Here is a 24082-nt window from a genome sequence, read left to right on the forward strand (position 1 = left end):
CACCATCACGGCCCTGAGCAGCTGATCGCCCAGGACCACCTCCGGGCGGTGGGGCGGGCGCCGTCCGGCACCCGCCCCACCGCCCGGAGGTGGTCCTGGGCGATCAGCTGCTCAGGGCCGTGATGGTGAGCGTCGCGCGGTACGTGCCCTGCTCGACGTCGCCGGGGATCTTCAGGTCGAGGTCGGCGCCGAGCTTCGCGGTGCCGGTCTCGTGGCCCTGGTCGGCCGCACCGAGCGCCCGCGAGACCGACAGGCCGTTGCCGCCGTCGAACCCGGAGGCCACGGGGGCACCGGCGCGGGCACCGGCACCCTCCTCGACGACCTTCGGGGTCCAGCCGAGGGCCGAGCCGTCGAAGGTCTTGCCGGCGTCCCGGAAGTCGCCGACCGAGGCCGAGATCGACCACGGGGCCTGCGAGCGGCGGGTGTCGGAGACGGCGATCGGGTTGATCGCGCCCGTCGCCTCGAAGAACTCGCCGGCGTTGTCGACCGCGGTGCCGAGGTCCACCAGGCCGTTGTGGCCGTCGATGGTCCAGCCGAACTCGCCCGGGGCGGCCTCGGGGACCGCGACCTGGATCTCCTGCCCGTCACCGTGGTACGGGTGGACGACCACGGAGTCGACGACCGACCCGACCGGCTGGGCCGCGGTGGCGCCGCTGTCCGGGCCGCACCAGGAGACCTTGCCGAGCTCGACGGCCGCGTTCGGCGCGTCGCACGTGCCGGAGCGGATGCCCTCGACCACCAGCTTGTCGCTGCGGACCTGCACCTTGACGTAGGAGCGGACGTGCTCCTGGTTCTGGACCGAGTTGTACCAGTAGCTGTCCGGGTTCAGCGGGTCCGCCCCGTTGCCCGCGCCCGACGTGCCGCTGCTGTCGGGCTCGGTGATGTCGTAGTACTTCGAGCCCGAGGCCGAGTTGGCCGTCACGTACAGCACGCCGCCGGGGCCGGCGAAGACCTCGTCCTGACCGGGCTGCTCGGCCGGGTCGGTCTTCTCGCCGTTCTTGATCAGGTAGCTGCGCGAGTACGAGTGGTCGTGGCCCTGGAGCACCAGGTCGACGCCGAGGTTCGAGAACGCCGTCGGGAAGTCGACGCGGCGGACCTTGTTGTCGTTGTCCTGCGCGTGGTCGGCCGGCGAGTAGATCGAGTGGTGGTAGACGAGGACCGTGTACTTGGCGTCCGCGCCGTGCTGGTCGATCACGTCCGTGACGTAGGCGACGTGCGCCGCGTCGCCGCCGCCGCCCGTGGCGGTCGCGTACGAGTTGCTGTTCAGGTCGATGAACAGCACGTCCTTGTACATGTACCAGTAGTCGCCGCCCGAGGTGTTGGACGTCGGCTGGCCGTTGGCGTACAGCGCGGCGGACCGGTCGGTGTTGGGCGTGGCCAGGTGCTGCTCGTAGGCCTTGCCGCCGACGTCGTGGTTGCCGATCGTCGCGCCGAACGGGTACTGGCGCAGCTGGTCGGGAGCGAGGAACGCGTCCCACTGGGCCTCGGTGTTGGCCGTCTCGACCTGGTCGCCGCCGGAGACCAGGATCTCCGCCTGCGGGTTCGCCGCGAGCGCGACGTCGAGGGTGTCCTGCCAGCCCGCCTGGTCCTTGGCGACGTTGCCCGACGAGCCGATCTGCGGGTCGCCGAGGAACAGGAAGTCGTACTCGCCCTCGAACGACTGGGTCGTGAAGGAGTACGCCTGCGACCACGCGCCCTCGGAGCCGACCCGGTACGAGTACGCGGTGTGCTCCTTCAGGCCCGTGATGGTCGCGTGCCGGTTGAAGCCGCCGCTGGAGGCGATGTTCGCCGAGCCGGTGGCGGAGTAGGTCGGCGAGCCGGCGGGGAACGCGCCGGCCACCACCGAGGAGGTGGGGGCGACCTGGACGACCTGCTGCGTGTCGGCCGAGGTGTACCAGGTGACCATGCGCTGGGTCTCGTCGGCGCCGACGCCGAGGATGATGCCGGTGTAGCTGGTGTCGGCGGCGGTCGCCGGCGCGGCTGCCGCGATGCCGCCGACCGCCATGACGGTGCCGACGGCGAGCGCCGTGAGGCGCACCGACAGCTGCCGGGCGCGCCCGCGGGGGGCTCTCGTGCTGGAGGACATGCGTCGTCCGTTCTCTTCGATCCGAGGTGGGAGAAGCTGAGAAACCGGAGAAATCGGTAGAACCGGAAGATCAAGGACAACCTGTACGTCGCAGGTAAACGCCCCGTGAACCCCGCCGATCGGCCGCGTGGCACCCCCCGGAACACCTGGCCGGGGTTCAGCCGCCCCACAGGCGCTGCACGAACCAGACCAGCCCCATGACGGCCACCCCGGCCGCGACGGTCCCCGTGACCCACGTCGCGACGCCGGGCACCCGCCGCCGCAGCAGCGCGAGCACCGGGAACACCACGGCGATGATCGCCAGCTGCACGGCCTCGATGCCGACGTTGAACACGAGCAGCGACCACAGCAGCGTCCACGACCACGGCTCGTCGATGCCGAGCGCCCCGGCGAAGCCCAGCCCGTGCACGAGCCCGAACACGAGCACGACGCCGACGCGCACCCAGCCGGACCGGTCCAGCCCCAGCCGGCCGGTGCCGGGCGCGAGCTCGCCCGCGTGCTGGCCGCGGTCCCGGATCCGCCACAGGTGCCAGCCGGCGACCACGGCGATGGACAGCGCGATGACCGGCTCCACCACGGCGCCGGAGACGTGCACGAGCCCGGTGGCCGCGAGGACGAACGTGATCGAGTGCGCCACGGTGAACGCGGTCGCGGTCAGCACGATCTCGCGCAGCCGCCGCGACCCGACGATCACCGCCAGCAGGAACAGGACGTGGTCGAGGCCGAGGAGCAGGTGCTCGGCGCCGAGGGTGAAGAACTCGGCGAACCGCTCCCAGCCCGACTGCTCGGTGGAGAACGACGGCTGCGCGGCGTCCAGCGCGGCGCTCCCCGACGTCGCGTCGAGCGCGTACGTCACGACCGTGGTGGTCCCCGTGACGTAGCCCTCGTCGTCGCCGAACAGCGTGCTGGTGATCTCGTGCGCACCGTCGGACGCGGCGCAGGTGTGGTCGAGCGTGAGGAAGGCGTACGGCACGCCCTCGCGCTGCTCGATCCGCACCTCCCCGGCCTGCCGGGGCGCGCAGCCCTCCCCCGCCGACGTCACCGTGTACCGGTCGCCCACGTACGCCAGCACGGTGCCGGCGTGGGCCTCGAGCGCGGCGGCCTGCTCGCCCGGGTCCCCGCTGTCGAACGCCGCGGTACCGTCCTGGAACAGCGGGTCGTCCCCCTGCGCGTCGGCCGCCGACACGACGAGCAGGTCGTACTCGAGGCCGAGCTCGGAGCGGACCACCCCGTCCCGGGGCGCGGTGGCGTCGGCGAACACCACGGAGGTGAACCCGTGCGCGGCGGCCGGCGCGGCATCGGACTCCTCGGTGGTTGGCCCGGGCAATCTGTCGCCCCCGCGTGAACGCACGGGGCACCGCGGGCGAACTCGCGCGGAACGGTCGACGTGCGGCCCTCCCCGGCCGCCGGAGACCCCGGCGCCGTGGGGTAGGAAGGGTGCCGTGCACCGCCACCCCGCCCGCGCCGTGGTCGCGTCCCCGGCGCTCGCGCTCGCCGTCCTCCTCGCGGGGTGCGGCGCCGGCGACTGGACCCGCCCCCACGACGGCCCCGTCGCCGTCGGCGAGCTCACCTCCGGGTTCCTCGCCCCCGGCGAGACGCCCAGCCCCGAGGCGACGGTCGTCCCCGAGGCCGGGTCCTGGGACGGGATCGGGCCGCGCGAGGGCTACCGCGTCGTCCTGCTGACCAGCGGCGACGACGAGCCGACGCGGACCCTCGCCGGCGCGGTGCGCGACTGGGCCGAGGCGGAGGGCGTCGACCTGCGCACCCTCGAGCCGGAGACCCCCGCGGACCTCGTGCCGGACATCGCCGAGGCCGCCGGGATGGGCGCGGACCTGGTCATCAGCGCGGGGAACGACCTGGTCGACCCCCTCGCCGTGGTGAGCGCCAGCCACCTGGACCAGCAGTTCCTGGTCGTCGGGGCGGAGATCGCCGAGCCGACCGCCAACGTGACGGCCGTCGACTGGACCGGAGCCTCGTTCCGCGGGGAGGGCAACGGCGCGGCGTCGGCGTACGACCCGGCGACGTTCACCGCGGAGCGCTGCGCGGCCGCCGTGCGTGCAGGCGTCGGCGCGGTGCTCGGCGGCGTGACCGGGATCGTCGTCTGGGTCGACTGACCGCGAGCCGGTACGGTCGCGCGGTGGCCCGACGACGCACCTCGACCCTGCCCGCGCACCACCCCGTGCCGGACTTCGCCGCGACCCGGCGCGCCAGCTACGCCGGGTACGTCGTGCAGGCCGTCGTCAACAACCTGACGCCGCTGCTGTTCATCGTGTTCCACACCCGGTTCGACATCCCCGTCGCGCAGCTCGGCGGCCTGGCCGCGCTGAACTTCGGCGTGCAGCTGCTCACCGACCTGTCCGTGATGCGCGCCGTGGACCGGATCGGCTACCGCCGGCCGCTGGTGCTCGCGCACGTGCTCGCCGCGCTCGGCCTGGTGCTGCTCGCCGTCCTGCCGTTCGTCACCGCGGACCCGTTCGTGGGGCTCTGCCTCGCGGTCGTGATCTACGCCGTCGGCGGCGGCCTGCTGGAGGTGCTGGTCAGCCCGGTCGTCGAGCACCTGCCCACTCCTCTCGAGCAGAAGGCCGCCGGCATGGCCCTGCTGCACTCGTTCTACTGCTGGGGCCAGCTCGCGGTGGTGGTCGGGACGACGGCCCTGCTCGGGCTGCTCGGGCAGGGACTGTGGCCGATCCTGCCGGTGCTGTGGGCGCTGGTCCCGCTGGCGAACCTGGTGGCGTTCCTGCGCGTGCCGCTGCCCGAGACGGTGCCCGAGGAGCACCGGACGTCGATCCGCTCGATGCTGGGCACCCCGCTGTTCCTGGCCGCGCTCGTGCTGATGATGACCGGCGGCGCGGCCGAGCTGACGATGTCGCAGTGGTCGTCGTTCTTCGCCGAGCAGGGCACCGGCGTCGGCAAGGAGGTCGGGGACCTGCTCGGGCCGGGGCTGTTCGCCGTGCTGATGGGCCTGGGCCGGGTGGCGTACGGGCTGTGGGGGCACCGGGTCGCCCTGCACCGGGTGCTGATGCTGTCGAGCGCCGCCGCGGCGGTCTGCTACGTCGTCGCGGCGACCGCCGGCACGCCCGCGGTGAGCCTGCTGGCGTGCGCGCTGTGCGGGCTCTCGGTCAGCCTGCTGTGGCCCGGCACGTTCTCCCTGACGTCCGCCCGGTTCCCGCTCGGCGGCGCCGCGATGTTCGCGCTGCTGGCGCTGGCCGGCGACGCGGGCGGCACCCTCGGCCCCTGGGCCGCGGGCCTGCTCGCGGGCGCGGCCGACGGCGTGCTGGCCCCGGTGGCCGGGCTCCTGCCCGGGGACAACGGCAGCGGGCTGCGTCCGGCGCTGCTGCTCTGCGCGGTGCTGCCCCTGGTGTTCAGCGTGACCGTGGCGCGGTTCCGCGTGGCGCCGGTCGTCGAGCCGGTCGCGGCCTGACCGGACCCGTGGCACCGTTCGCAGGGTGACGACCGCGCCCACGACCGCTGCGCCGGCCGCCCGCCCGCCGTGGGCGATCGGCTCGCCGGTGCGCCTGCTCGCCGCCGCGCTGGTCTGCGGCTCCGCCGTGCTGCTGTTCGCGGTGCACGTCCGCCCCGCGGGCTACCTGCCCCTGGTCGCGGGCGTCGCGCTGGCGCTCGCGGTGGACCGCGCGCTCGGGCGGGACCTCGCGCTGATCGGGACCGGGATGGCGATCATCTCGGCCATCTCGCTGGAGGCGGACCTGAGCGACGCCGGCATGGCGCGGTTCACGGTCGCGCTGTCACTGGCCGTGCTCGTGCCGTGGGCGCTGTCCCGGTTCGCCTTCGGCCAGCGGGCGATCCGGTTCCCGGTGCGCACGGGCCGGCGGTGGGGCCGCGCGCAGCTGGTGTACCTGCTGGTCGTCGTGGTCGCCGGCTACCTCATCCTGCCGTTCTACTTCATCGGCTCCGGGGCCTACCGCAACTGGCCGGAGGTCACGACCGGGCAGGAGATCGCGCGCCTGTTCGTCGGGGTCAACGCGGTCGGCATCTGGGACGAGCTGTTCTTCGTCTGCACCGTGTTCGCGCTGCTCCGCCAGCACCTGGGGCTGTGGACCGCGAACGTCCTGCAGGCGACCGTGTTCGTGTCGTTCCTGTGGGAGCTCGGCTACCGGGAGTGGGGGCCGCTGCTCACCGTCCCGTTCGCGCTGGTCCAGGGGTGGATCTTCGCGCGGAGCACGTCGCTGACCTACGTCGTCGCGGTGCACCTGCTGTTCGACCTCGTCGTGTTCGGGGTGCTGGTGCACGCGCACAACCCCGAGCTGCTCGACGTCTTCGTCACCGCACCCCGCTGAGCGCCCGCGACCGGCCCGGCCGTCCCCTACCCTCGGCCGGGTGGGCGAGCGACGGGACGCGGTGCGGAACCGGGCGAGGATCGTCGCCGCGGCCGAGGGCGTGTTCCGGGAGGCCGGGGCCGCGGTCCCGCTCGACCAGGTCGCGCAGCGCGCCGGCGTCGGCCGGGGCACGCTCTACCGGCACTTCCCGGACCGCGCCGCCCTGATCGCCGCCGTCTACACGGCGCGCGTCGAGGCCCTCGAGCGGCACGTCGCGGCCCTGCCCCCGGAGCGGCTGCTCGAGCACCTGGTCGCGGAGATCAGCGCCCTGCAGGCCGACGCGCCCGGGCTGTTCGCCGCCGTGCACGCCACGCACGCCACCGACCCCGGGCTCGCGGTGGTCGAGCGCCGTGCCACCGCCCTGCTCGCCGGTGCGCTCGACGACGCGCGCGGGCGCGGCCGGGTGCGGCCCGACGTGACGGTCGACGACGTCCGGCTGCTGTTCGCCATGGCCGAGGGCGTCCTCGCCGTGGAGGACGCCGCGCGGGCGCGCCCGGCCGTCCGCCGGGGCCTGGTGCTCGCGCTGCGGGGCATCCTGCTCGACGCGCCGGACGAGCTGCCGGAGCCCTCCCTGGTGCTGCCCGCCGACGACTGACGCCACGAGGTCGCGCGCGAGGGCGGCGGTCGCGGCGCGGGGTCCCCGGTGAGGGGTCGCGGTCACGGACCCCGCGGCGGACGTGGCGAGCGCCGTCAGGTCCGCCCGCGTCCAGTGCACGCCGAGCGGCCCCTCGCCGGGGACGTCGGAGGCGGCGAACAGCAGCGCCGCGTCCCCGTCGGGGCCGGGATCCGCGGGCAGCGCCAGCAGCAGGTGACGGGTGACCAGGTCGTGCACGGGCACGGTGCCGCCCACGGCCAGGCGCCGGCGCTCGGTCACCACCCGCAGGAACGGAGTCCGCAGCCGCCGCGCCACGCGCTGCCCGCGCCGGTCGGCGACGACCACGTCCGGCTCGGCCGCGGCGTGCGCGTCGGCCGCCGCCCGCTCGCCGAGCTCGGGGCTCGCGGCGACCAGGACGGCACCGAGGCGGAACGCGGCGGCGACCACGGCGCCGCGCACGGGGCCCGGGTCGACGAGCAGGGAGACGCGGTGGCCGGCGCGCACCCCGGCGGAGTGCAGGGCGGCGGCCAGGCGCACGTCCGGGGCGACGGGGACGCCGTCCGGGACGGGCGTGGGCGTGCGGGGCACGGCTCCTCCTCGGGTGCCCGCCGGCCGGTCCGGCGTCATGCGTCCAGCCTGCCCACCCGCCTCGCACCGGTCGTCATCCTCCGGGAGGGACTCCGCGTACGGCGACCGCGGTACGGCAGCGACCGCAGGGGGACGCCGGCGCGGGACGGGTCGCCCGGAAGGCTGACTCCCGCCGCACTCCGACCCGGCGGCCATTGCCTTCGGACCACGGCGGGCGCATGCTGAGGCACAACCGGACACCGGTGTCCGTATCGCGCGCTGGAGGACAGATGCCCGAGGTCTTCGACCACACCTACGACGTCGTCGTGGTCGGCACGGGGGGCGCGGGGTTCGCGACCGCCCTCGGTGCCGTCGACGAGGGCCTGAGCGTGCTGCTGCTGGAGAGCACCGACAAGTGGGGCGGCAGCACCGCCATGTCCGGCGGCGGCCTGTGGCTCCCGGACAACCCGCTGATGCGCCGCGACGGCGTGGGCGACTCCCGCGACGAGGCGCTCACCTACATGGAGGCGTCGATCGGCGACGTCGGCCGCGCCTCGTCCCGCGAGCGCAAGGAGGCCTTCGTCGACGGGGTCGGCGACTTCGTCACCACCGCCGAGCGGTACGGCATGGTCTTCACCCGCGCCACCGACTACCCCGACTACTACCCGGAGCTGCCCGGCGGGAAGATCGGCCGGTCGGTGGAGCACCGGCCGGTCGACACCAAGGTGATCGGCGACTGGTGGGCCTCCTGCCGCGCCGCCGTGCCGCTGCCGATCAAGACCGACGACATGTGGCTGCTGGAGCGGGCCTGGTCGACGCCCGGCGGCTTCGTGCGCGGCGCGCAGCTCGTGTTCCGCGCGCTCGGGGCGGTCGCCCGCGGCCAGCGGCTCGCCGGGATCGGGGCGGCGCTCGCGACCTCGTTCCTCGACGCGGTCGTGCAGAAGCAGGGCGCGCCGCTGTGGCTCGAGAGCCCGCTGGAGTCGCTGGTGCTGGAGGGCGACCGCGTCGTCGGCGTCCGGGTCACGCGCGAGGGCCGGCCGGTGACCGTCCGGGCACGCCGGGGCGTGATGCTCGCCGGCGGCGGCTTCGACCACAACACCGCCTGGCGGCAGAAGCACCACGGCATCGACGGCGACCCCTCGGGCAGCCCCGGCAACCTCGGGCTGCCGATCGAGATCGCCCAGTCCGTCGGCGCGGCCGTCGAGCTGATGGACGACGCGTGGTGGGGCGCCTCGGTCGCCGCGCCGCCCGGCGGCGGGCCCGCGTTCCTGGTCGGCGAGCGGTCGCTGCCGTACTCGATCCTGGTCGACGCCCGCGGCGACCGGTTCGCGAACGAGTCGGAGTCCTACGTCGACCTCGGGCACCACATGCTGGCGCACGACCCGGACGGCCCCTACTGGCTGGTGGCCGACGCGCGGCACGCCCGGCGCTACCTGCGCAACTACGCGCTCGACCCGCGGGCCCTCACGGCGATGGCCGAGGCCGGCACCTACGTGAAGGCCGGGACGCTCGAGGAGCTCGGGCGCCGGACCGGGGTCGACCCCACGCGGTTCCGGGCGACGATCCAGCGGTTCAACGGCTTCGCCCGGTCGGGGGTCGACGGCGACTTCGGCCGCGGGAACTCCGCGTACGACCGGTACTACGGCGACCCGACGGTGCACCCGAACCCCAACCTCGGACCGATCGAGCGGGGGCCGTTCACGGCGTTCCAGGTGGTCATCGGGGACCTGGGCACCAAGGGCGGCGTGCTCACCGACGCCGACGGGCGGGCGCTGCGCGAGGACGGCACGGTGATCGCCGGCCTGTACTCCGCGGGGAACAGCTCGGCGTCCGTCATGGGCCGCACGTACCCGGGTCCCGGGTCGACCATCGGGCCGGCCGCCGTGTTCGGGATGCGGGCGGCGCGGCGCATGGCGCGGGCGTGAGCGCCGCCTGAGCACCACCTGAGCCGACGGCCCCGAGCGGTCGCGGGGGCGCGTCGTCCGCCCGAGACTGAGGACGACGCGCACCCGCGACGAGAGGACCGCACACATGAGCGACGACCGCACGACCGACAGCGCCACGGGCGGCACCACCGACCACCCGAGCGGCATCGAGCCGGTCGCCGACACCGCCGCGAAGAAGTCGGGCGGCGGCGACGCGCAGCAGATCGACGACCTGGAGCGCCGCGCCGCCGAGCGGCTCGGCCTCGACGACTAGGACGTCCGCCGCCCGGGGTACCCGTCGACGCCCCGGGCCTGCCGCCTGCTCCACCACGCGCGGCCGGCGAGCGGTACCGCGACCAGCAGGGCGCCCGCCGCGTAGACGGACGCCGTCCCGGGGCCGCCCGTGACGGGCAGCGCGAAGCTCGGGACGTCGCGCACGGTGATCGTGCTCCCGTCCGCCGTGACCTGGGCGGCGGTGCCGTCCAGCGTCACCACGCCGTCCGCCGCCACGGTGAAGCGCACGGGCTGGGCGAGCAGGGCGAAGCCCCTCGGGGCGACCGTCTCGCGCACCCAGTAGGTGCCCGGCGCGACCGTGAACTCGAACAGGCCCGTCGCCGTCTCGGCACCCCCGGCCGCCGGCAGCACGTCGCCCGGGACGCCGTCGTGGTCGGCGAGCAGCTCGAACGCCGAGCCCGCCATCCGGACGACCTCCCCCGTGCTGCTCTCGCCCTCCTTGGCGACCTGCACCGTCACCTGCTCCACCGGGGTCTGCGTCGAGCACCCGACCACCTCGTCGCACGTCCCGCCCGGCGCGGACGGCAGGACGGTGTTGCGCAGGACGCGGTCCCCGAGCACCGGGTCGTCCACCCGCACCGCGTACCGCACGGTCACCGCGCCGCCGACCGGGAGCGCGCCCGACCAGGTGGCGGTGCCCCCGGAGACCACCACGCCCGGGGAGGCGCTGCCCGGCACCACCGTCGCGTCGTCCAGCACCCCCGAGAGGTCGTCGGTGAACGACGCCGGCGCCTCCTCGGTGTACGCGACGTCGCCCGCGTTGGTCACCTGGACCGCGTACTCGACGGTGTCACCGGGGTGCACCGAGGCCACCGACGCCGTCTTCGACACGGTGAACCCGGCGACCGGTGCGCGCACCGTCAGGTCCAGCGTGTCGGCCGCCATCGGGTACAGCGTGAGGTCGTCGACGACCAGGTCGTTGCCCCGGCCGCCGCCCGCGAAGTTGCGCAGGGCGATCGTGATGCTCGTGGAGGCGCCCGTGTCGAACGCCGACGTGAGGCGGGTCCAGCGTGTCGAGCCCGTGGTGCAGCCGGGCTGGACGGGCATCGGCTGGGTGGACCCGACCAGCGTGCCGGTCGGCGAGGCGCCGGTGAGGTAGAACCCCGAGCGCACCGGCAGGGTGTACCCCGTGTCGTACGAGGCGTTCGCCAGGGACCCGGAGAAGGTGTAGAGGCTGTTCGGCTCCAGGCCGGTGACCGTCGTCGTCACGAGGTCGTTCGGGACCGGCATCGTCGTGCTGCCGTTGACGACCAGGATCTTGCCGAACATCTGGGCGCCCGTGTCGGTCACCTGCTCGGTGGCGGCGGTCCACGGCGCCATCGGTTCGCGGCAGAGCTCCGTGGTCGACGGGCTGGACATGACGGAGCCGCCCCTGCTGCGCAGATCGGCCCACCGGTTGTTGAAGTTCTGCAGCGGCCCCGTCATCCGCGCCGTGGGCCAGATGCTGTACTGACCGTCGCACGGACCGTACTGGGCCGACTGGCACGTCGTGCTGTTCGAGATCAGCGTCGTCGGGTTGTGGTACGCGTAGGCCGAGGTGCCGGCCGGGAGCGTCGGCCTCGCCACCCCGAGGTGGTCGAACGTCCCGTGGTCGAAGTCGGTCACCAGGTTCGGCGAGGCGCTGACCCGCGCGACGCGCACGCCCGGAAGCGTCCCGGCGAACGCCGCCGGCGGCACGATCCGGACGAGCCCCTGCTGCACGGCCGCCGCGCTCACCTCGAAGATGATCGGGTCGGGGGACGTGGGCGCCGCTTGCGCGTCGCCCTCGTACACCTGCCACCCGGTCGCGAGCCCGTAGACGCGGTACTGGTCGAACACCGCTCCGGACACGTTCGTGTCGGTCACCCCGATGGTGAAGCCGGTGGTCGAGCCGGTCGTCACCTCCGCCGGCGTGACCGTCACCGACAGCCCGTCGTTCTCCGCAGCGGATGCCGGCACGGCCCCGACGACGCCGAGTCCGGCCACCGCCGCCGACGTCGCCCAGCAGGCGACCAGCACCCGCACCGCGTTTCTCACAACCCTCACCGACGTGCCTCCACCGCGTGCAAGGCCGCGAGCGCCGCGCGCCCGGCGGGCGCGCCACATTCCCCTCACGCGACGTCACTTCCTACCCCGCGGGTCCGGGCACTCAGCGACCGAGCCACCACCTACGCAGGGGCCCGGCAGGCGCGCACGGACGCCCGCACCCCCCTCCGGGTGCGGGCGTCCGCCGCGTTCAGCGCCGCGCGGCGAGCGGCTCGCGCGACGACCCGGCCAGCGTCTCCGCCGGACGGGAGCTGCGGGCCTCGCTGCGGTACTCCCGTGCGCGCTGCACCAGGTCGCCGAGGCCGACGACGACGATCACGGCCACGAGGCCTGCGACGACGATCCACACCTGCGACGACATGACTGCTCCTGCTGCTCCGGGGTCCGTGCGTGCTGACTCGTCCATCGTCGCGGACCGACCCCCGCGAGCGGATCGGCCGCCGGCCGTATCTTCGGGTACGACGCAGGGCGTACGCCGGGCCCCGTCCGTGGTCCTTCCGGCGCCGTGCCTCCGCCTCCGGACGGACTACACGACCACGGCGGGCGGCTCGGCGACCGAGAAGTTGTGCCGGAACACGTCGTGCGGGTCGTACCGGCGCTTCAGGTCGCGGAGCCGCTGCAGGGTCGGCCCGGGGAAGGCCTCGGCGACCCGTTCCGGCCGGGGGTCCGTCTCGAACGACACGTACAGCCCGTCGAAGTGGTGGGCCATCGCGTCCCACACCGCGTCGAGCCGCCGGCGGCTGCTGCCCATCGCGAGCACGCTGAAGCTCGCCGACCGGTGCGCGTACGCCGTGGCGTCGGCGGGCACGTCGTGCACGGCACCGCCGGCCGCACGGATCTGGAAGAACGGCGTGACCCCGCTGCGGACCAGCCGGGCGGCGTCGGCGGCGAGCGCGGGCGTCAGGTGCTCGGCCATCCCCGTCCGCGTGACCGGCTCGCCGTCGGAGGTGTGGTGCGCCGGGGTGGACACCACCGCGCTGTACGGGACCACCTGCACCTGCTGCTGCAGGAGCGGCGCGATCAGCGCGAACGGCTGGAGGCGCTCGATGATCGTGTCCGGGTCGTCGGAGTCGACCATCGCCATGACCTGGGCGACGACCCGCCCGCCGCGCGGCGGGCCCATGATGAGGAACGCCGTCGTGTCGCGCGGCGCGGCCTCCACCGTGGCGCCCCAGTCGACCAGGAACTGCTCGGTGTCGGTCGCGTCGAACACGAGCTGCGCGAACCCGACGTCGCCGACCTCGTCCACCTCGAACTCGAACGACGTGACGACGCCCAGGTTGGCTCCGGCCCCGCGCACGCCCCAGAACAGGTCGGGGTTCTCGTCCTCGCTGGCCCGCACCACCGAGCCGTCCGCCAGCACCACCTCCGCCGCGCGCAGGTGGTCGAGCGTCAGCCCGTGCTCCCGCACGAGGAACCCGATGCCGCCGGCCGTCGCCAGCCCGCCGACACCCACGCCGCCGTAGTCGCCGGAGGTGAGCGCCCAGCCGTACGGCTGCAGGGCCTCCGCGACCTCGCCCCACCGCGCACCGGGCTCGATCCGGACCCGCCGGGTCGCGACGTCCAGCACCTCGATCGCGTTCATCCGGCCGAGGTCGACGACGATGCCGCCGTCGTTGGTCGACCGGCCGCTGATGCCGTGCCCGCCGCTGCGGATGGCGAGCGGCACGTCCTGCCCCCGGGCGAACGCCAGCGCCGCGACGACCTCCGCCGTGCTGTCCGGCCGCAGGACGAGCCCCGGACGGCCGCCGCGCATGTACGTGGACCGCACGGCCGCGTACCCGACGTCGCCCGGCTCCACCGCGGAGCCTGCGAGCGCCTCGGGGACCGCGGCGTAGTCGATGCCCGGGCGGCGGGCCGCGAGCACGGCGGCGCTCCGCACCGTGCCGACGACCGTGCCGCGGGCGGCCCGCTCGTTCGCCACGCGGGCGCGCAGCAGCGGCAGGACGTCGGCGGCGAACCGCTCCAGCGCCGCCTCGTCCGCGCCGGCCAGCACGAGCGTGCCGACACCCGCGTCGACGACCAGCGCGGCCAGGGCCTCGGCGTCGGCCGCTGCGGAGTCAAGGGCGGCGGAGTCGAGGGCTGCGGCGTCGAGCACGAGGCCGCGGCGGACCTCGCGGGGGTCGCGGCCGGCGGCGGCCAGCGCCGCGTCCAGGGCGTCCTGCTCCTCGTGCAGCCCCTCGTGCAGCTCCGCGGTCAGCCGGGCCGCGTCCGTGCCGCCCGGCGGCGTGAGCCACCAGCCGTCCGCCGTCCGCGCAACCAGCGCGACGCCGTCGGACCCCGGCGCGCCGCCCAGCCACACCGGGAGCTCGTGCGCCGGGGCGGGGCCGCGCTGCGCGCCGGCGACCCGGTGGTGCCGCCCGTCGAGCACGAGCGGCCGCGGGTCGGCGGCGTCCCACATCCCGCGCAGCACCGCGACGCCCTCGCCCAGCGCTTCCGCGTCGCCGGCCGGGGTCAGGCCCAGCGCGACCCGGCCGGAGGCGAGGTGGTCCAGGCTCGCGACGGCGCGGGCCAGCACAGCCGGCGGGCGGTCGGCCAGCCGGAGGTCGCGCGTCATGAGGCCCACGGTCTCCGTGCTCGCCGCGACCCAGCCGAGCACGGTCCACGCGTCGAGCCCGCCGGGCGCGTCCGGGACGACGACGAGGTCGAGCCCGAGCCGCTCGGCGTGCCGGGCCGTCCGCACCGCGGCGTCGGGGGCCGCCGGGTCGACGGGCAGCTCGACGCCGACCTGCAGCGGGTGCCCCAGGTCCCCGCTCACGCCGGGAGCCCCGTGCTCGTGCCGCGGGACGTGCGCTCCGCGGCGACCAGCTCCCGCACGGCGGGGGCGATCTCCTGGCCGACGGTCGCGAGCACCGTCGGGTCGTCCCCGGTGACGATGAAGCCGCTCGTCCCGTGCTCGAGCGCCAGGGTCGCGAGCTCCTCGACCCACTGCTCGGGCGGGCCGGCCAGCAGCGAACCCGTCGGGCGGGAGGTCAGCTGCCCGCCGACGTTCAGCAGCCGGCGCACGGCCCCGGGCTCGCGGCCCGCACCGGCGGCGGCGTCGTCGATCCGCGCGTTGGCGTCGTCGAGGTCCCCCACGCCGCCGAGGTAGGACAGGGACGGCAGCCAGCCGTCGCCCTTCTCGCCGGTGAGCCGCAGCATCCGCGGCTTGTACGCACCGACCCAGATGCCGACGGGGTGCGCCGGCGCGGGCCCCCGCTTCGCCCCGACCGCCGACCAGTGCTTCCCCGGCAGGTCCACGCGCGACCGCTCGCTGGTGTCCCAGAGCGCGCGGATCACGTCGATGGCCTCGCTCAGCGCGTCGACCCCCTGGCCGGGGGTGAGCCGCGTGCCGCCCATGGCCTCGATCGCGTCCCAGAACGCGCCGGAGCCGAGCCCGAGCTCGACGCGGCCGCCGGACAGCAGGTCCAGGCTGGCGACCGACCGCGCGAGCACGGCGGGCGGGCGCAGCGGCAGGTTCGCGACGTCCGGCGCGAGGCGGATGCGCTCCGTGCGGGCGGCGACCCAGGACAGCAGGGTCCAGGTGTCCAGGAACGACGGCTGGTACGGGTGGTCCTGGAACGTCACGAGGTCCAGGCCCGCCTGCTCGGAGAGCTGCGCGAGCGCGACCACGCGCTCGGGCGCCGCGTTGCTCGGCGTGATGAACGACCCGAACAGCAGGTCGTGGCCGTAGTCGGTCATGTGCACCTCTTCGCATCGAGTGGTCCAGGAGATCGTATGCCCCACAGATGATTGGCTCAACCACGCGAGCGGCGTAGCATCGGGCGCATGAGCGTCACGCGCCACGACACCGCGACCGGGGACGCCGCGCCCCGGCTCGCGTCCGGGCCCGGGCCCGGCTCCGAGCCCGGCTCCGAGCCCGCGTCGGACCTCGGCTGGTCCCTCGGCGTGCTGCTCCGGGCGTACGAGCGGGCGCTGACGTCGGCCGTCGAGGGCGTGCCGCACGGGTTCCGCGGCTACCTGGTGCTGCGCGAGGTGGTCCGCGGGGCGCACCCCAGCCAGGCCGCGCTCGCCGCGAGCCTCGGCATCGACCGGACCGTCATGACCTACCTGCTCGACGACCTGGAGCGCGCCGGGCTGGTCGCGCGCCGGGTCGCCGAGATCGACCGGCGGCAGCGCCGCGTCGTGCCCACCGAGGGGACCGACGCGCTGCTCGGCGACCTGGAGCACCGGGTGGGCGCCGCGGAGGACGCGGTGTTCGCCGCGCTCGACCCCGCCGACCGGCGCACCGTGGGCGTCCTGCTGCGCCGCGCGGCGTGCGAGTACCGCGACGAGCACACCGGCGGCGACCCCTGCGTGCTCGTGGAGGACGCCCTCTCCCGCTGACGCGTCGAGAGCTCCAGCGCGCCGCTCGGCGGGAGACGCTCGACCTCGGTTGGCGCGCGGCAGGGGGCGAGGCGTCAGGCGCGGGCGGACTCCGCGGACTCGCACGCCGCGAGCAGCAGGTGCGCGGCCTCGCGGACCTGCGCCACCTGGTCGAGGTCCAGCCGCAGCCCGGCCAGCATGGAGGCGGGGATCCCGACGGCCTGCTCCCGCATCGCCCGGCCGCGGTCGGTGACCCGGATGGCCAGGGCCCGCTCGTCGGCGCCGCTGCGGTCGCGGCTCACGAGCCCCAGGGCCTCCAGCCGGCGGACGAGCGGCGACGTGGTGGCGGGCTCCAGGTGCAGCAGCTCGGCCAGCGCCTTGAGCGTGAGGTCCCCGTGCTGCCAGAGCGCCAGCATCGCGAGGTACTGCGGGTGGGTGAGCCCGAGCGGCTCGAGCAGCGGCTTGTAGAACGCGACCAGCGCGCGGGACGCCGCGGACACCGCGAGGCAGACCTGGGCCTCGACGGCCAGGGGGTCGGCGGCGTCGACGGCGTCGGGCGTGGTCGCGGTAGTCACGACGTCGATCGTAGCGGCGGATCGTACGTGCACGTATGATCAGTGCACTCATCATCGGTGGAGGGGTGCGGCATGGGCACGATCGGCAGGGCGGGCGACCGTCGCGAGGCGGCGCTGCTCAGCGTCTTCGGCCCGGCGCAGGTCGGCGACCCGCTGGCCCCCGACCGCGAGGTCGCCGAGGCCGACAAGGAGCGCGACCGCGCCCTGCGCACGGAGTTCGTGCGGGTCGTCGGCGCGGACGGCTCCTCCTACCTCGTGGAGCGCGCCGTCGAGGGCTGAGCCCGCCGTCGGTCACGACGACGCCCCCGGGCCCACGGGTCCGGGGGCGTCGTCGTGGGTGCCGCGGTCAGCGGCCGGTCGGCGTCCCCGACCGGCGCCAGGCCAGCAGGGCGACGACGAGCGCGACGACCCCGGCGGCGAGGCCCAGCGCACCCAGCACGGCCGGCAGGGCGCTGGACGAGCCGTCCGTGGTGTCGCCGGTGGCGGCGCCGTCGTCCTCGTGCTCGGCGTCGCCCGTCGCGCCGTGCCCGTCCGCAGCGGCCTCGGTGGTCGTGAACGCGGGCGCCGGGTGCTCCGGCTCGGCGTCGCCCCCGGCGACCTCGTCCCAGTCGACGACCTCGCCGTCCGAGTACGTCTGGTGCGCGGGCAGGACGACGTCCGTGCCGGCTTCCGGCAGCGGGCCGACCGACAGCGCGAACTCCTCGAACTCGCCGTCGCCGATGCCGTCGCCGTCGGCCGTCCAGACCACGCGGACGGGGGCCTGCGTGATCGTGGCGCCGTCCACCTCGACCGGCTCGGGCAGCTCGCCGTCCTCGACCACAGCCGTCCAGCCGGGCACCGGCCGGGTCGACACCGAGGTCAGCGGGGTGCCGGTGGGCAGGTCGACGGACACCTGCGTGGTGCTCGCCGTCGGCGACTCGTTCGGCACGCGGAACGTGAGCACGGTCCAGCCGCCGGCTGCGGTGGCCTCGGGGACCACCCGGACGTGGGCGGAGGCGCCGGCGGCCGAGCCCAGGACGAGGGCGGCGGCGAGCGTGGTGGCCGCGACGGTGCCGGCGACCGTGCGCGCGGCGGCGCGGGCGAGGGTGCGGGGGTGCTGCGGGGTTGCGGACATGGGGGTTCCTCCGGGTGTGCGACAGGGGCGTCCCGCCGGCGGCCGAGCGGCCTCGCCGGGACGGGGGTGACGGCGCGGCCGTCGCCCTGGCGCACCCGCTCAGGGGCGTGCGTGCTCAGGCGGCGGTCGCGCGGGGGCGCAGCACCACCGGCGGACCGCGCCGCCCGACCCCGCCGCGCTGCACCGGGAGGCGACGCAGCGCGGGCACCTCCGGGAGGACCGGGCGGGAGCGCGTCCCGACCGGGCCGGCCACGCTGCCGAGCAGCGCGGGCAGCACCGCGGACCACCGGCGGGCGAGGTCGAGCACCCCGCGCTCGGTCGCGACGAGCAGCAGCACCGCGACCACCACCGCGACGGCGTGGGCGGCGAGCATCAGCGCGTCGTCGGGGTGCGCGTGCGAGGCGGCGACCGCCGGGACGACACCGGCGGCGTCGGAGGCGTGCGCGGCGTGGCCCGCGAGCGCCGGCGCCCCGCCCGTGACCGGCGAGCCCGCAACCGGCCGACCGAGCCAGGAGAGCGCCGCGTGCACCCCGAGCTGACCGGCGAGCGCCACGGGCAGCAGGACGGGCCGGCTCAGCGGCCGGCGCGCGACCGCCGCGGCGAGCAGGAGCACCAGCGCGGCGACCAGGGCGACGACGCCGGCGGACGGCGCCGCTCCCCCGCCCAGCACGTGCGCGCCCGACCCGAGGCCGAGCACCGTGACCCCGACCGCCACCAGCCGCGCCGCGACGAGCGCGCGCTGCAGGGGGGCCGGATCCACGGCGCCGACGGTACGGCATCAGGAGGACGAAGGTCCTGGTGACCGCCGCGCGGTGCCGCGCGCTTCCCCGTAGCCTGACGCGAGACGTCGGCGGAGGAGAGAGGGCGCGGTGACGGCAGAGCGGCAGGTCACGACCCGGCCACCGGTGCGGCGCCGCCGCCGGCCCAGCGCACGCGACTGGCGCGTCGTCGTGGTGTTCACGGCCCTGTACGTCGGCGCCTGCTACCTCGGGCGGTCCACGATCGTCGAGGGCGCCGAGGTCAGCCTCGTGTGGCCCGCGGCGGGCGTGTCGGTGCTCTGGCTGGTCGCCCGGGCGCGGCGGCCGTGGCCCTGGCTCGACCTGCTGGCGCTCGCGGGTGCGACCTGGGCAGTGGTGGCCTCGACCGGCTCGACTCCCGCCTCGGCGGCGATCGGCGCGGGGGCGGCGGTCGCGCAGGCGCTCGTCTGCTCGTCCATCCTGGCCGTCGGGGTGCCCTACGTGTGGGCCGCGCGCGGCACCCGCCAGCTGCGCCGGGTCCCGGACCTGTGGTGGCTCCTGCTGGCGGCCGGCACCAGCTCGGTGCTGTCCGCGCCGCTGGTCGAGCTCGCCGTCGTCGTCGGCGGGGCCCCGTGGACGTGGCAGACCGCGCTGCTGTGGTGCGCGCGCAACACGGTGAGCATCATCGGCATCACCACGCTGGGCTGGACCATCGGCACGTGGCTGCACGAGCGCAAGAGCCAGCGCGGCGTGCTCGAGCGCCTCGAGTGGTGGACCGACGGCAGCGCCGGGGACTACGTCGCGGCGCTGCTCCTGGCGCCCGTGCTGTACGTGGTCTGGTTCCTGGAGCTCTCCGACCTCACGGTGATCTTCCCGCTCATCGCGCTCACCGTGTGGGCGGGCTCGCGCCTGCCGACCCGCTCCGTCGTCCTGCACACGATGATCTGCGGCGTCGTGACCATCCAGTTCACGCTGCAGGGCATGGGCCCGTTCGCCGGGCTGCCGGACGCGACCACGCAGGTGGCGGTCGCGCAGCTGTACGTCGGCCTGGTGTCGGTCATCGGGCTCGCACTGGCGATCGCGCGCGACGAGCGGCGGCGGCTGCTGCGCGACCTCGGCTCCGCGCGGGACCGCGCCGAGGAGCAGGCCGCGCTGCTGTCCACCGTGGTCGACACCATGTCCGAGGGCGTGCGGGTGGTGGACGCCGCCGGCCGGGTCGTCGTCCGGAACCCCATCGCGACGCTGCTCCTCGCGGGGCGCACCCGGCTCGACACGGAGGACAGCACGTCGGACCTCGCGGGGCTGTCCCGGTTGGACGGCACCGCGCTGCCCGAGCACGAGCTGCCGTTCCGGCGGGCGCTGGCCGGGGAGCTCGTGCGCGACCAGGACCTGCTCGTCCGCGTGCCGGGGACCCCCGAGCCGCGGATCGTGACGTTCTCCTCCACGCCGATCCCCGAGAGCTCCGGCGGCGGAGTGGTCACCGTCCTGCGGGACGTCACCGCGGAGCGGACCGAGCTCCGCCGGGCCGCGCAGGTCCAGGCGAGCCTGCTGCCGTCCCGCGGCCTGGAGGTCCCCGGCTTCGGCCTCGCCGCGCGGTTCGTGCCGGCGGGCTCGGTCGGCGGCGACTTCTACGACTGGCAGCGGCTGCCGGACGGCCTCGTGCTGACCCTCGCGGACGTGATGGGCAAGGGCCCCGCGGCGGCGATCCTCGCGGCGACGACCCGCTCCGTGCTGCACGCGCAGGGCAGCCTGCACGACGTGGCGGGGACGCTCTCCGCCACGGAGCGGGCCATGGACGCCGACCTGGTCAACGCCGGGGCGTTCGTCACGATGTTCCGCGCGTACGTCGACGCGACCGACGGCCGGGTGTCGTACACCGACGCCGGGCACGGGCTGTCGATGATCATCGGCGAGGACGGCAGCGCGCGGCGCCTGTCGGCCACCGGGCTGCCGCTCGGGATCGCCCCCGGCCCGGCCCGCACGAGCGTCCAGACCCGGATGCGCCCCGGGGACCTGCTCGTCACGTTCAGCGACGGGGTGCTCGACGCGATCGGCGGGTCGATGGGCGACCTGGACCAGGTGCGGGACGTGGTGCGCGGGACGGACACCGCCGAGGACGCCGCCGACGCCGTGCTCTCCCTGGTGCAGGACACCCGCCACGCGGACGACGACCTCACCGTCGTGACCCTCAAGCGCGCCGCCTGAGGAGACCCGCGTGGACCTGCTGCTGCTCGCCGACACGCACCTGCCGCGCCGCGCCCGGGACCTCCCGCCCGTGGTGTGGGACGCGGTCGCCGCCGCCGACGTGGTGCTGCACGCCGGCGACTGGGTGGACGTGGCCCTGCTCGACGCGCTGGAGGCCCGGGCCCGGCGCGTCGTCGGGTGCTGGGGCAACAACGACGGCGCGGACCTGCGCGCCCGCCTGCCGGAGGTCGCCCGGGTGACGCTGGAGGGCGTCCGGTTCGCCGTGGTGCACGAGACGGGCCAGGCGGCCGGGCGGGAGGCGCGGTGCGCCGCGGCGTACCCCGACGTCGACGTGCTCGTGTTCGGCCACAGCCACATCCCGTGGGACACGACCGCCCCCGCCGGGCTGCGCCTGCTGAACCCCGGCTCCCCCACCGACCGGCGCCGTCAGCCGACGGGCACGTACCTCACGGCGCGCGCGGCGGACGGCGCGCTGCACGACGTGGTGCTGCACCCCGTCCCACGGTGAGGGGGCGCACCCGACGCATCCGAGCCGGCGCCACGTCGTGACCATGGCTTCAGAGTGAAGCTAGAGTGGCTTCAGTCCGACACTGCGGACGTGACGACCTGACGATGCAGGAGTGCTGCCATGCCCACGTTGACCGTGCGCCTCGATGAGGAGACTCTGGCGGCTCTGCGCAAGCAGGCCGAGATCGAGCACCGCTCCATGAACGACGTGACCGTCCTCGCGATCCAGGAGCGTGCGGCCGCAGTGACTCGCCGCACCGAGCGCCGAGCGATCATCGGGGACCTCATCGAGGGCAACAGAGAGCTCTTGGAGAAGCTGTCCCGGTGAACGCTGCGCCGTTCGCCTACCCCGAGCTCGCTGACGCGCTCGACATCTGCGAACGTCTCCACCTTCACATCCGCGACGTCGGAGCGCTGGCATCCGCCATCGACCGGCCGGCGCAGGTCGTGTTCGGCACAGAGGCGTACGTGGGGATCCACTCGAAGGGCGCTGCCCTGCTGGATGCGATCAACCGGTCGCACCCCCTGCTGGACGGCAACAAGCGGCTGTCGGTCCTCCTGGTGATGCTGCTCTACCGGGTCAACGGGTTCGACCTCGTGATCGATCCCGTCGAGGGCGACGACTTCATCCGAGTGGTCGCGGGCGACGTGCACCCGGAGATGGACAGGATCGTCGACTGGCTGGAGGACCGCGCCGTCGAGCGCTGAGACGCGACGGTCCCGCGCAGTGGTCGGGGTCGGAGGTCCGGGACGAGATCCGGGGCGCACGCCGGGCGGCCCACCGATCCGGCGCGCTCCTGGCGCGCCGCAACGCCCGGGGGGCCTCAGTCTGCGGCGCGCCGCAGCGCCACGACGGTGAGGTCGTCCGGGCGGTCCCGCACGTCGACGGCGAACCGCAGCACGGCGTCGACGGCCGCATCCGCCGAGCCGGCACCGCGCAGCGCGTCCACGACCAGCGGCACCGCGGCGAGCGAGCCGTCGACCAGGTCCAGGACGCCGTCGGAGAACGTGACGAGCAGGTCCCCCGGCTCCAGGTGCACGGTGCGCTGCTCGCGCTGCTCCTCGTCGAGCACGCCGAGCGGCAGGCCGGTCGCCGCCAGCCGCTCCTGCGACCCGTCGGCGCGCAGCAGCACCGTGAGGCCGTGCCCGGCGTCCGCGTAGGTCACGTCGCCGGTGGCCGCGTCCAGCGCGGCGTGGAACGCGGTCGCGAACACGCCGGCGCCCGACAGGTCCGCGTGCAGGATGGAGCCCGCGTACATCAGGGACCGGGCGACGTCGGAGCCGTGCGCCGAGCCGCGCAGCACCGCGCGGACCGACGCGGCCATGATCCCGGCGCCGGCGCCCTTGCCCATCACGTCGACCAGGCTCAGCACCACGCCGCCGTCGCGGGTGGTGCTCCAGTCGTAGAAGTCCCCGCCCACGGCCCGGCTCGGCAGGCACGCGCCCGCGACCTCGTACCCGGGCACGTCCGGCGCCGTCCGGGGCAGCAGGGCGGCCTGGACCTCGGCGGCGCGCTGGAGCTCGGAGTCGATGACCAGCTCCTTCTCCACCCAGGACGCGAGGTCCCGCAGCAGCGAGGCGCTCTCGGCGGGGAACTCGCGGGGCTGGTTGTCGGCGATGCACAGCGTGCCGACCCGGAAGCCGCCCGGTGCGACGAGCGGCTGCCCGGCGTAGAACCGGAGCCCGTCCGGCTGGTCCACGTAGGGGTTGTCGACGAAGCGCGGGTCCTGCGACGCGTCCGGGACCACGAGCATGTCGTCGCTCTGCACCGCCGTGTTGCAGAACGAGTCCTCGCGCGGGACGACACGCTCGTCGAACCCGAGCATCGCCTTGTGCACGACGACGTCGCGGTCGACGAGCGAGACCAGGGCGGTGGGGACGCCGAAGAGCTGCCGGGCCAGCCGCACCACCCGGTCGAACCGGTCCTCGGCGGGCGAGTCCAGCGCGCCGAGCCGGTGCAGGGCCTCCAGGCGGCGCTCCTCGAGGGGCGGGGTCTGCGTGCTCATCGGCATCGACGGTACGACACGACCCGGGTCGCGCGCAGGCCGTGCCCGGACCTCAGCGCGCCCACACCCGGGACAGCCGCCAGGTGTTCCGGTCGCCCTCGCGCACCAGGCTGAGGCTGTCGACCGCGCGCAGCACGAGGGCGATCCCCCGCCCGCTCTCGGCGAGGTCGTCCACGGGTTCCGGGTCCAGGTCCACGTCCACCGCCGTCCCGGTGTCGGACAGCTCGGCCTCGACCCGGTCGGGCTGCGCGCGCAGGAGGGCACGCGCGAGCACGGGACCCGCGCCGGCGGGACGGGTGTGCCGGACGATGTTCGTGGCGATCTCGATCACCGCGGTCTCGAACCGGAACCGGTCGACGTCCGGCACCGCCGGCGCCACCGACCACAGCCGTGCCAGCGCGTCGTGCACCTCGTCCAGCCACCCGGGCTCCGCCGCGCCGTCCACGCGGAGCTCGACGGCCCCGTCAGCCGGCGTCACCGACCGCGTCCTCGACGGTGGCGTACGGCCGGAGCACCCGGTCCATGGTGGTCAGCTCGAGCACCGTGCGGACCTGCGCGCCGACCCGGGCGATCCGCAGGTCGCCGCCCGCCGCCCGCGCGGACCGCAGCCCGCCGACCAGGGCGCCGAGCCCGGAGGAGTCGAGGAACGTCGTCGGCTCCAGGTCCACGACGACGAGCGTGCGGCCGGCGGCCACCTCGCGGTCGACGGCGGCCTTCAGCTCACCGGCGGCGGCCATCGTCAGCCGTCCGACCACGTGCACCACCGCCGCCTGCCCGACCTGCTCGGTCACCAGCTCCAAGACGTCC

Annotated in this window: 24 protein-coding genes and 1 pseudogene; 12 read left to right on the plus strand and 13 right to left on the minus strand. The window is 75.5% G+C overall.

The window, feature by feature from the left end; all coding sequences use genetic code 11:
• Positions 1-103 precede the first annotated feature (103 nt).
• Positions 104-2086, minus strand: a complete 1983-nt coding sequence (locus tag KJP73_RS12690) for a purple acid phosphatase family protein (RefSeq protein WP_213283232.1) — start codon at positions 2084-2086, stop codon at positions 104-106.
• A 157-nt stretch (positions 2087-2243) separates the two neighbouring features.
• Complete coding sequence (locus tag KJP73_RS12695) at positions 2244-3413, minus strand: HupE/UreJ family protein (protein ID WP_249669355.1); 1170 nt, start codon at positions 3411-3413, stop codon at positions 2244-2246.
• Positions 3414-3528: 115 nt separating this feature from the next.
• Here KJP73_RS12695 and KJP73_RS12700 point away from each other — a divergent pair, with 115 nt between their 5' ends.
• From KJP73_RS12700 to KJP73_RS12715, 4 genes are read left to right on the plus strand one after another with little or no spacing between them, the layout of a single operon-like run.
• The gene (locus KJP73_RS12700) at positions 3529-4200 is read left to right on the plus strand and encodes a hypothetical protein (protein ID WP_213283234.1); all 672 of its coding nucleotides are present in this window, start codon (positions 3529-3531) and stop codon (positions 4198-4200) included.
• A gap of 23 nt (positions 4201-4223) precedes the next feature.
• On the plus strand, positions 4224-5507 hold the full coding sequence (locus tag KJP73_RS12705) for an MFS transporter (protein WP_249669356.1): 1284 nt from the start codon (positions 4224-4226) through the stop codon (positions 5505-5507).
• Between the two features lie 25 nt (positions 5508-5532).
• The gene (locus KJP73_RS12710) at positions 5533-6381 is read left to right on the plus strand and encodes a CPBP family glutamic-type intramembrane protease (RefSeq protein WP_433995176.1); all 849 of its coding nucleotides are present in this window, start codon (positions 5533-5535) and stop codon (positions 6379-6381) included.
• A gap of 40 nt (positions 6382-6421) precedes the next feature.
• Positions 6422-7015, plus strand: coding sequence for a TetR/AcrR family transcriptional regulator (locus KJP73_RS12715; RefSeq protein ID WP_213283235.1), 594 nt, complete (start codon positions 6422-6424; stop codon positions 7013-7015).
• Between the two features lie 336 nt (positions 7016-7351).
• On the opposite strand, the pseudogene KJP73_RS19725 reads toward KJP73_RS12715, so the two are convergent.
• Positions 7352-7798 (minus strand): annotated as a pseudogene (locus KJP73_RS19725) (hypothetical protein); the annotation flags it as partial.
• Between the two features lie 74 nt (positions 7799-7872).
• On the opposite strand from KJP73_RS19725, the gene KJP73_RS12720 reads away from it, so the two are divergent.
• Positions 7873-9507, plus strand: coding sequence for an FAD-binding protein (locus tag KJP73_RS12720; RefSeq protein WP_213283236.1), 1635 nt, complete (start codon positions 7873-7875; stop codon positions 9505-9507).
• A 106-nt stretch (positions 9508-9613) separates the two neighbouring features.
• Positions 9614-9781 carry a hypothetical protein gene (locus KJP73_RS12725; RefSeq protein ID WP_213283237.1) on the plus strand — a complete coding sequence of 56 codons (168 nt, stop codon included), beginning with the start codon at positions 9614-9616 and terminating at the stop codon, positions 9779-9781.
• Here the strand turns inward: KJP73_RS12725 and KJP73_RS19540 are convergent.
• The 4 genes from KJP73_RS19540 to KJP73_RS12745 form a co-directional block, all read right to left on the minus strand.
• Positions 9778-11826 (minus strand): SpaA isopeptide-forming pilin-related protein, encoded by a 2049-nt coding sequence (locus KJP73_RS19540; protein ID WP_213283238.1) that lies wholly within the window; start codon positions 11824-11826, stop codon positions 9778-9780. The two genes, KJP73_RS12725 and KJP73_RS19540, sit on opposite strands and share 4 nt — an antisense overlap.
• Positions 11827-12016: 190 nt before the next feature.
• Positions 12017-12187, minus strand: coding sequence for a hypothetical protein (locus KJP73_RS12735; RefSeq protein ID WP_213283239.1), 171 nt, complete (start codon positions 12185-12187; stop codon positions 12017-12019).
• 165 nt (positions 12188-12352) lie between these two features.
• Positions 12353-14584, minus strand: coding sequence for an LLM class flavin-dependent oxidoreductase (locus KJP73_RS12740; protein WP_249669357.1), 2232 nt, complete (start codon positions 14582-14584; stop codon positions 12353-12355).
• A complete protein-coding gene (locus tag KJP73_RS12745) occupies positions 14581-15507 on the minus strand; it encodes an LLM class flavin-dependent oxidoreductase (protein ID WP_213283240.1) in 927 nt (308 codons plus the stop codon). The genes KJP73_RS12740 and KJP73_RS12745 overlap by 4 nt, the downstream gene beginning before the upstream one ends.
• Before the next feature lie 87 nt (positions 15508-15594).
• Between KJP73_RS12745 and KJP73_RS12750 the strand changes: the two genes are divergently transcribed.
• A complete protein-coding gene (locus KJP73_RS12750) occupies positions 15595-16152 on the plus strand; it encodes a MarR family winged helix-turn-helix transcriptional regulator (RefSeq protein ID WP_213283241.1) in 558 nt (185 codons plus the stop codon).
• Between the two features lie 74 nt (positions 16153-16226).
• Here the strand turns inward: KJP73_RS12750 and KJP73_RS12755 are convergent, their stop codons facing one another.
• Positions 16227-16706 (minus strand): MarR family winged helix-turn-helix transcriptional regulator, encoded by a 480-nt coding sequence (locus tag KJP73_RS12755; RefSeq protein WP_213283242.1) that lies wholly within the window; start codon positions 16704-16706, stop codon positions 16227-16229.
• A gap of 72 nt (positions 16707-16778) precedes the next feature.
• On the opposite strand from KJP73_RS12755, the gene KJP73_RS12760 reads away from it, so the two are divergent.
• The gene (locus KJP73_RS12760) at positions 16779-16985 is read left to right on the plus strand and encodes a hypothetical protein (protein ID WP_213283243.1); all 207 of its coding nucleotides are present in this window, start codon (positions 16779-16781) and stop codon (positions 16983-16985) included.
• A gap of 67 nt (positions 16986-17052) precedes the next feature.
• Here KJP73_RS12760 and KJP73_RS12765 read toward each other — a convergent pair whose 3' ends face one another.
• Together KJP73_RS12765 and KJP73_RS12770 are read right to left on the minus strand one after the other, a co-directional pair.
• Positions 17053-17820, minus strand: a complete 768-nt coding sequence (locus tag KJP73_RS12765; protein WP_213283244.1) for a YcnI family copper-binding membrane protein — start codon at positions 17818-17820, stop codon at positions 17053-17055.
• Positions 17821-17935: 115 nt separating this feature from the next.
• The gene (locus KJP73_RS12770) at positions 17936-18580 is read right to left on the minus strand and encodes a hypothetical protein (protein ID WP_213283245.1); all 645 of its coding nucleotides are present in this window, start codon (positions 18578-18580) and stop codon (positions 17936-17938) included.
• Between the two features lie 109 nt (positions 18581-18689).
• Between KJP73_RS12770 and KJP73_RS12775 the strand changes: the two genes are divergently transcribed.
• The 4 genes from KJP73_RS12775 (at position 18690) to KJP73_RS12790 (ending at position 21977) form a co-directional block, all read left to right on the plus strand.
• The gene (locus KJP73_RS12775) at positions 18690-20762 is read left to right on the plus strand and encodes a SpoIIE family protein phosphatase (protein WP_213283246.1); all 2073 of its coding nucleotides are present in this window, start codon (positions 18690-18692) and stop codon (positions 20760-20762) included.
• A gap of 10 nt (positions 20763-20772) precedes the next feature.
• Positions 20773-21270, plus strand: a complete 498-nt coding sequence (locus tag KJP73_RS12780; RefSeq protein WP_213283247.1) for a metallophosphoesterase family protein — start codon at positions 20773-20775, stop codon at positions 21268-21270.
• Between the two features lie 120 nt (positions 21271-21390).
• Positions 21391-21597 carry a FitA-like ribbon-helix-helix domain-containing protein gene (locus tag KJP73_RS12785; protein WP_213283248.1) on the plus strand — a complete coding sequence of 69 codons (207 nt, stop codon included), beginning with the start codon at positions 21391-21393 and terminating at the stop codon, positions 21595-21597.
• Positions 21594-21977: a type II toxin-antitoxin system death-on-curing family toxin gene (locus KJP73_RS12790; RefSeq protein WP_213283249.1), complete on the plus strand. Its 384-nt coding sequence runs from the start codon at positions 21594-21596 to the stop codon at positions 21975-21977. Before KJP73_RS12785 ends, KJP73_RS12790 begins: the two co-directional genes overlap by 4 nt.
• Before the next feature lie 116 nt (positions 21978-22093).
• Here the strand turns inward: KJP73_RS12790 and KJP73_RS12795 are convergent, their stop codons facing one another.
• From KJP73_RS12795 to KJP73_RS12805, 3 genes are read right to left on the minus strand one after another with little or no spacing between them, the layout of a single operon-like run.
• Complete coding sequence (locus KJP73_RS12795) at positions 22094-23275, minus strand: PP2C family protein-serine/threonine phosphatase (protein ID WP_213283250.1); 1182 nt, start codon at positions 23273-23275, stop codon at positions 22094-22096.
• A 52-nt stretch (positions 23276-23327) separates the two neighbouring features.
• Entirely contained in the window at positions 23328-23753 is a 426-nt protein-coding gene (locus KJP73_RS12800) for an ATP-binding protein (RefSeq protein ID WP_213283251.1), read from the minus strand.
• Positions 23740-24075, minus strand: a complete 336-nt coding sequence (locus tag KJP73_RS12805; RefSeq protein ID WP_213283252.1) for an STAS domain-containing protein — start codon at positions 24073-24075, stop codon at positions 23740-23742. The genes KJP73_RS12800 and KJP73_RS12805 overlap by 14 nt, the downstream gene beginning before the upstream one ends.
• Positions 24076-24082 lie beyond the last annotated feature (7 nt).

The organism is Cellulomonas hominis (assembly GCF_901521055.1).
GTDB classification, from domain to species: Bacteria; Actinomycetota; Actinomycetes; order Actinomycetales; family Cellulomonadaceae; genus Cellulomonas; species Cellulomonas endometrii.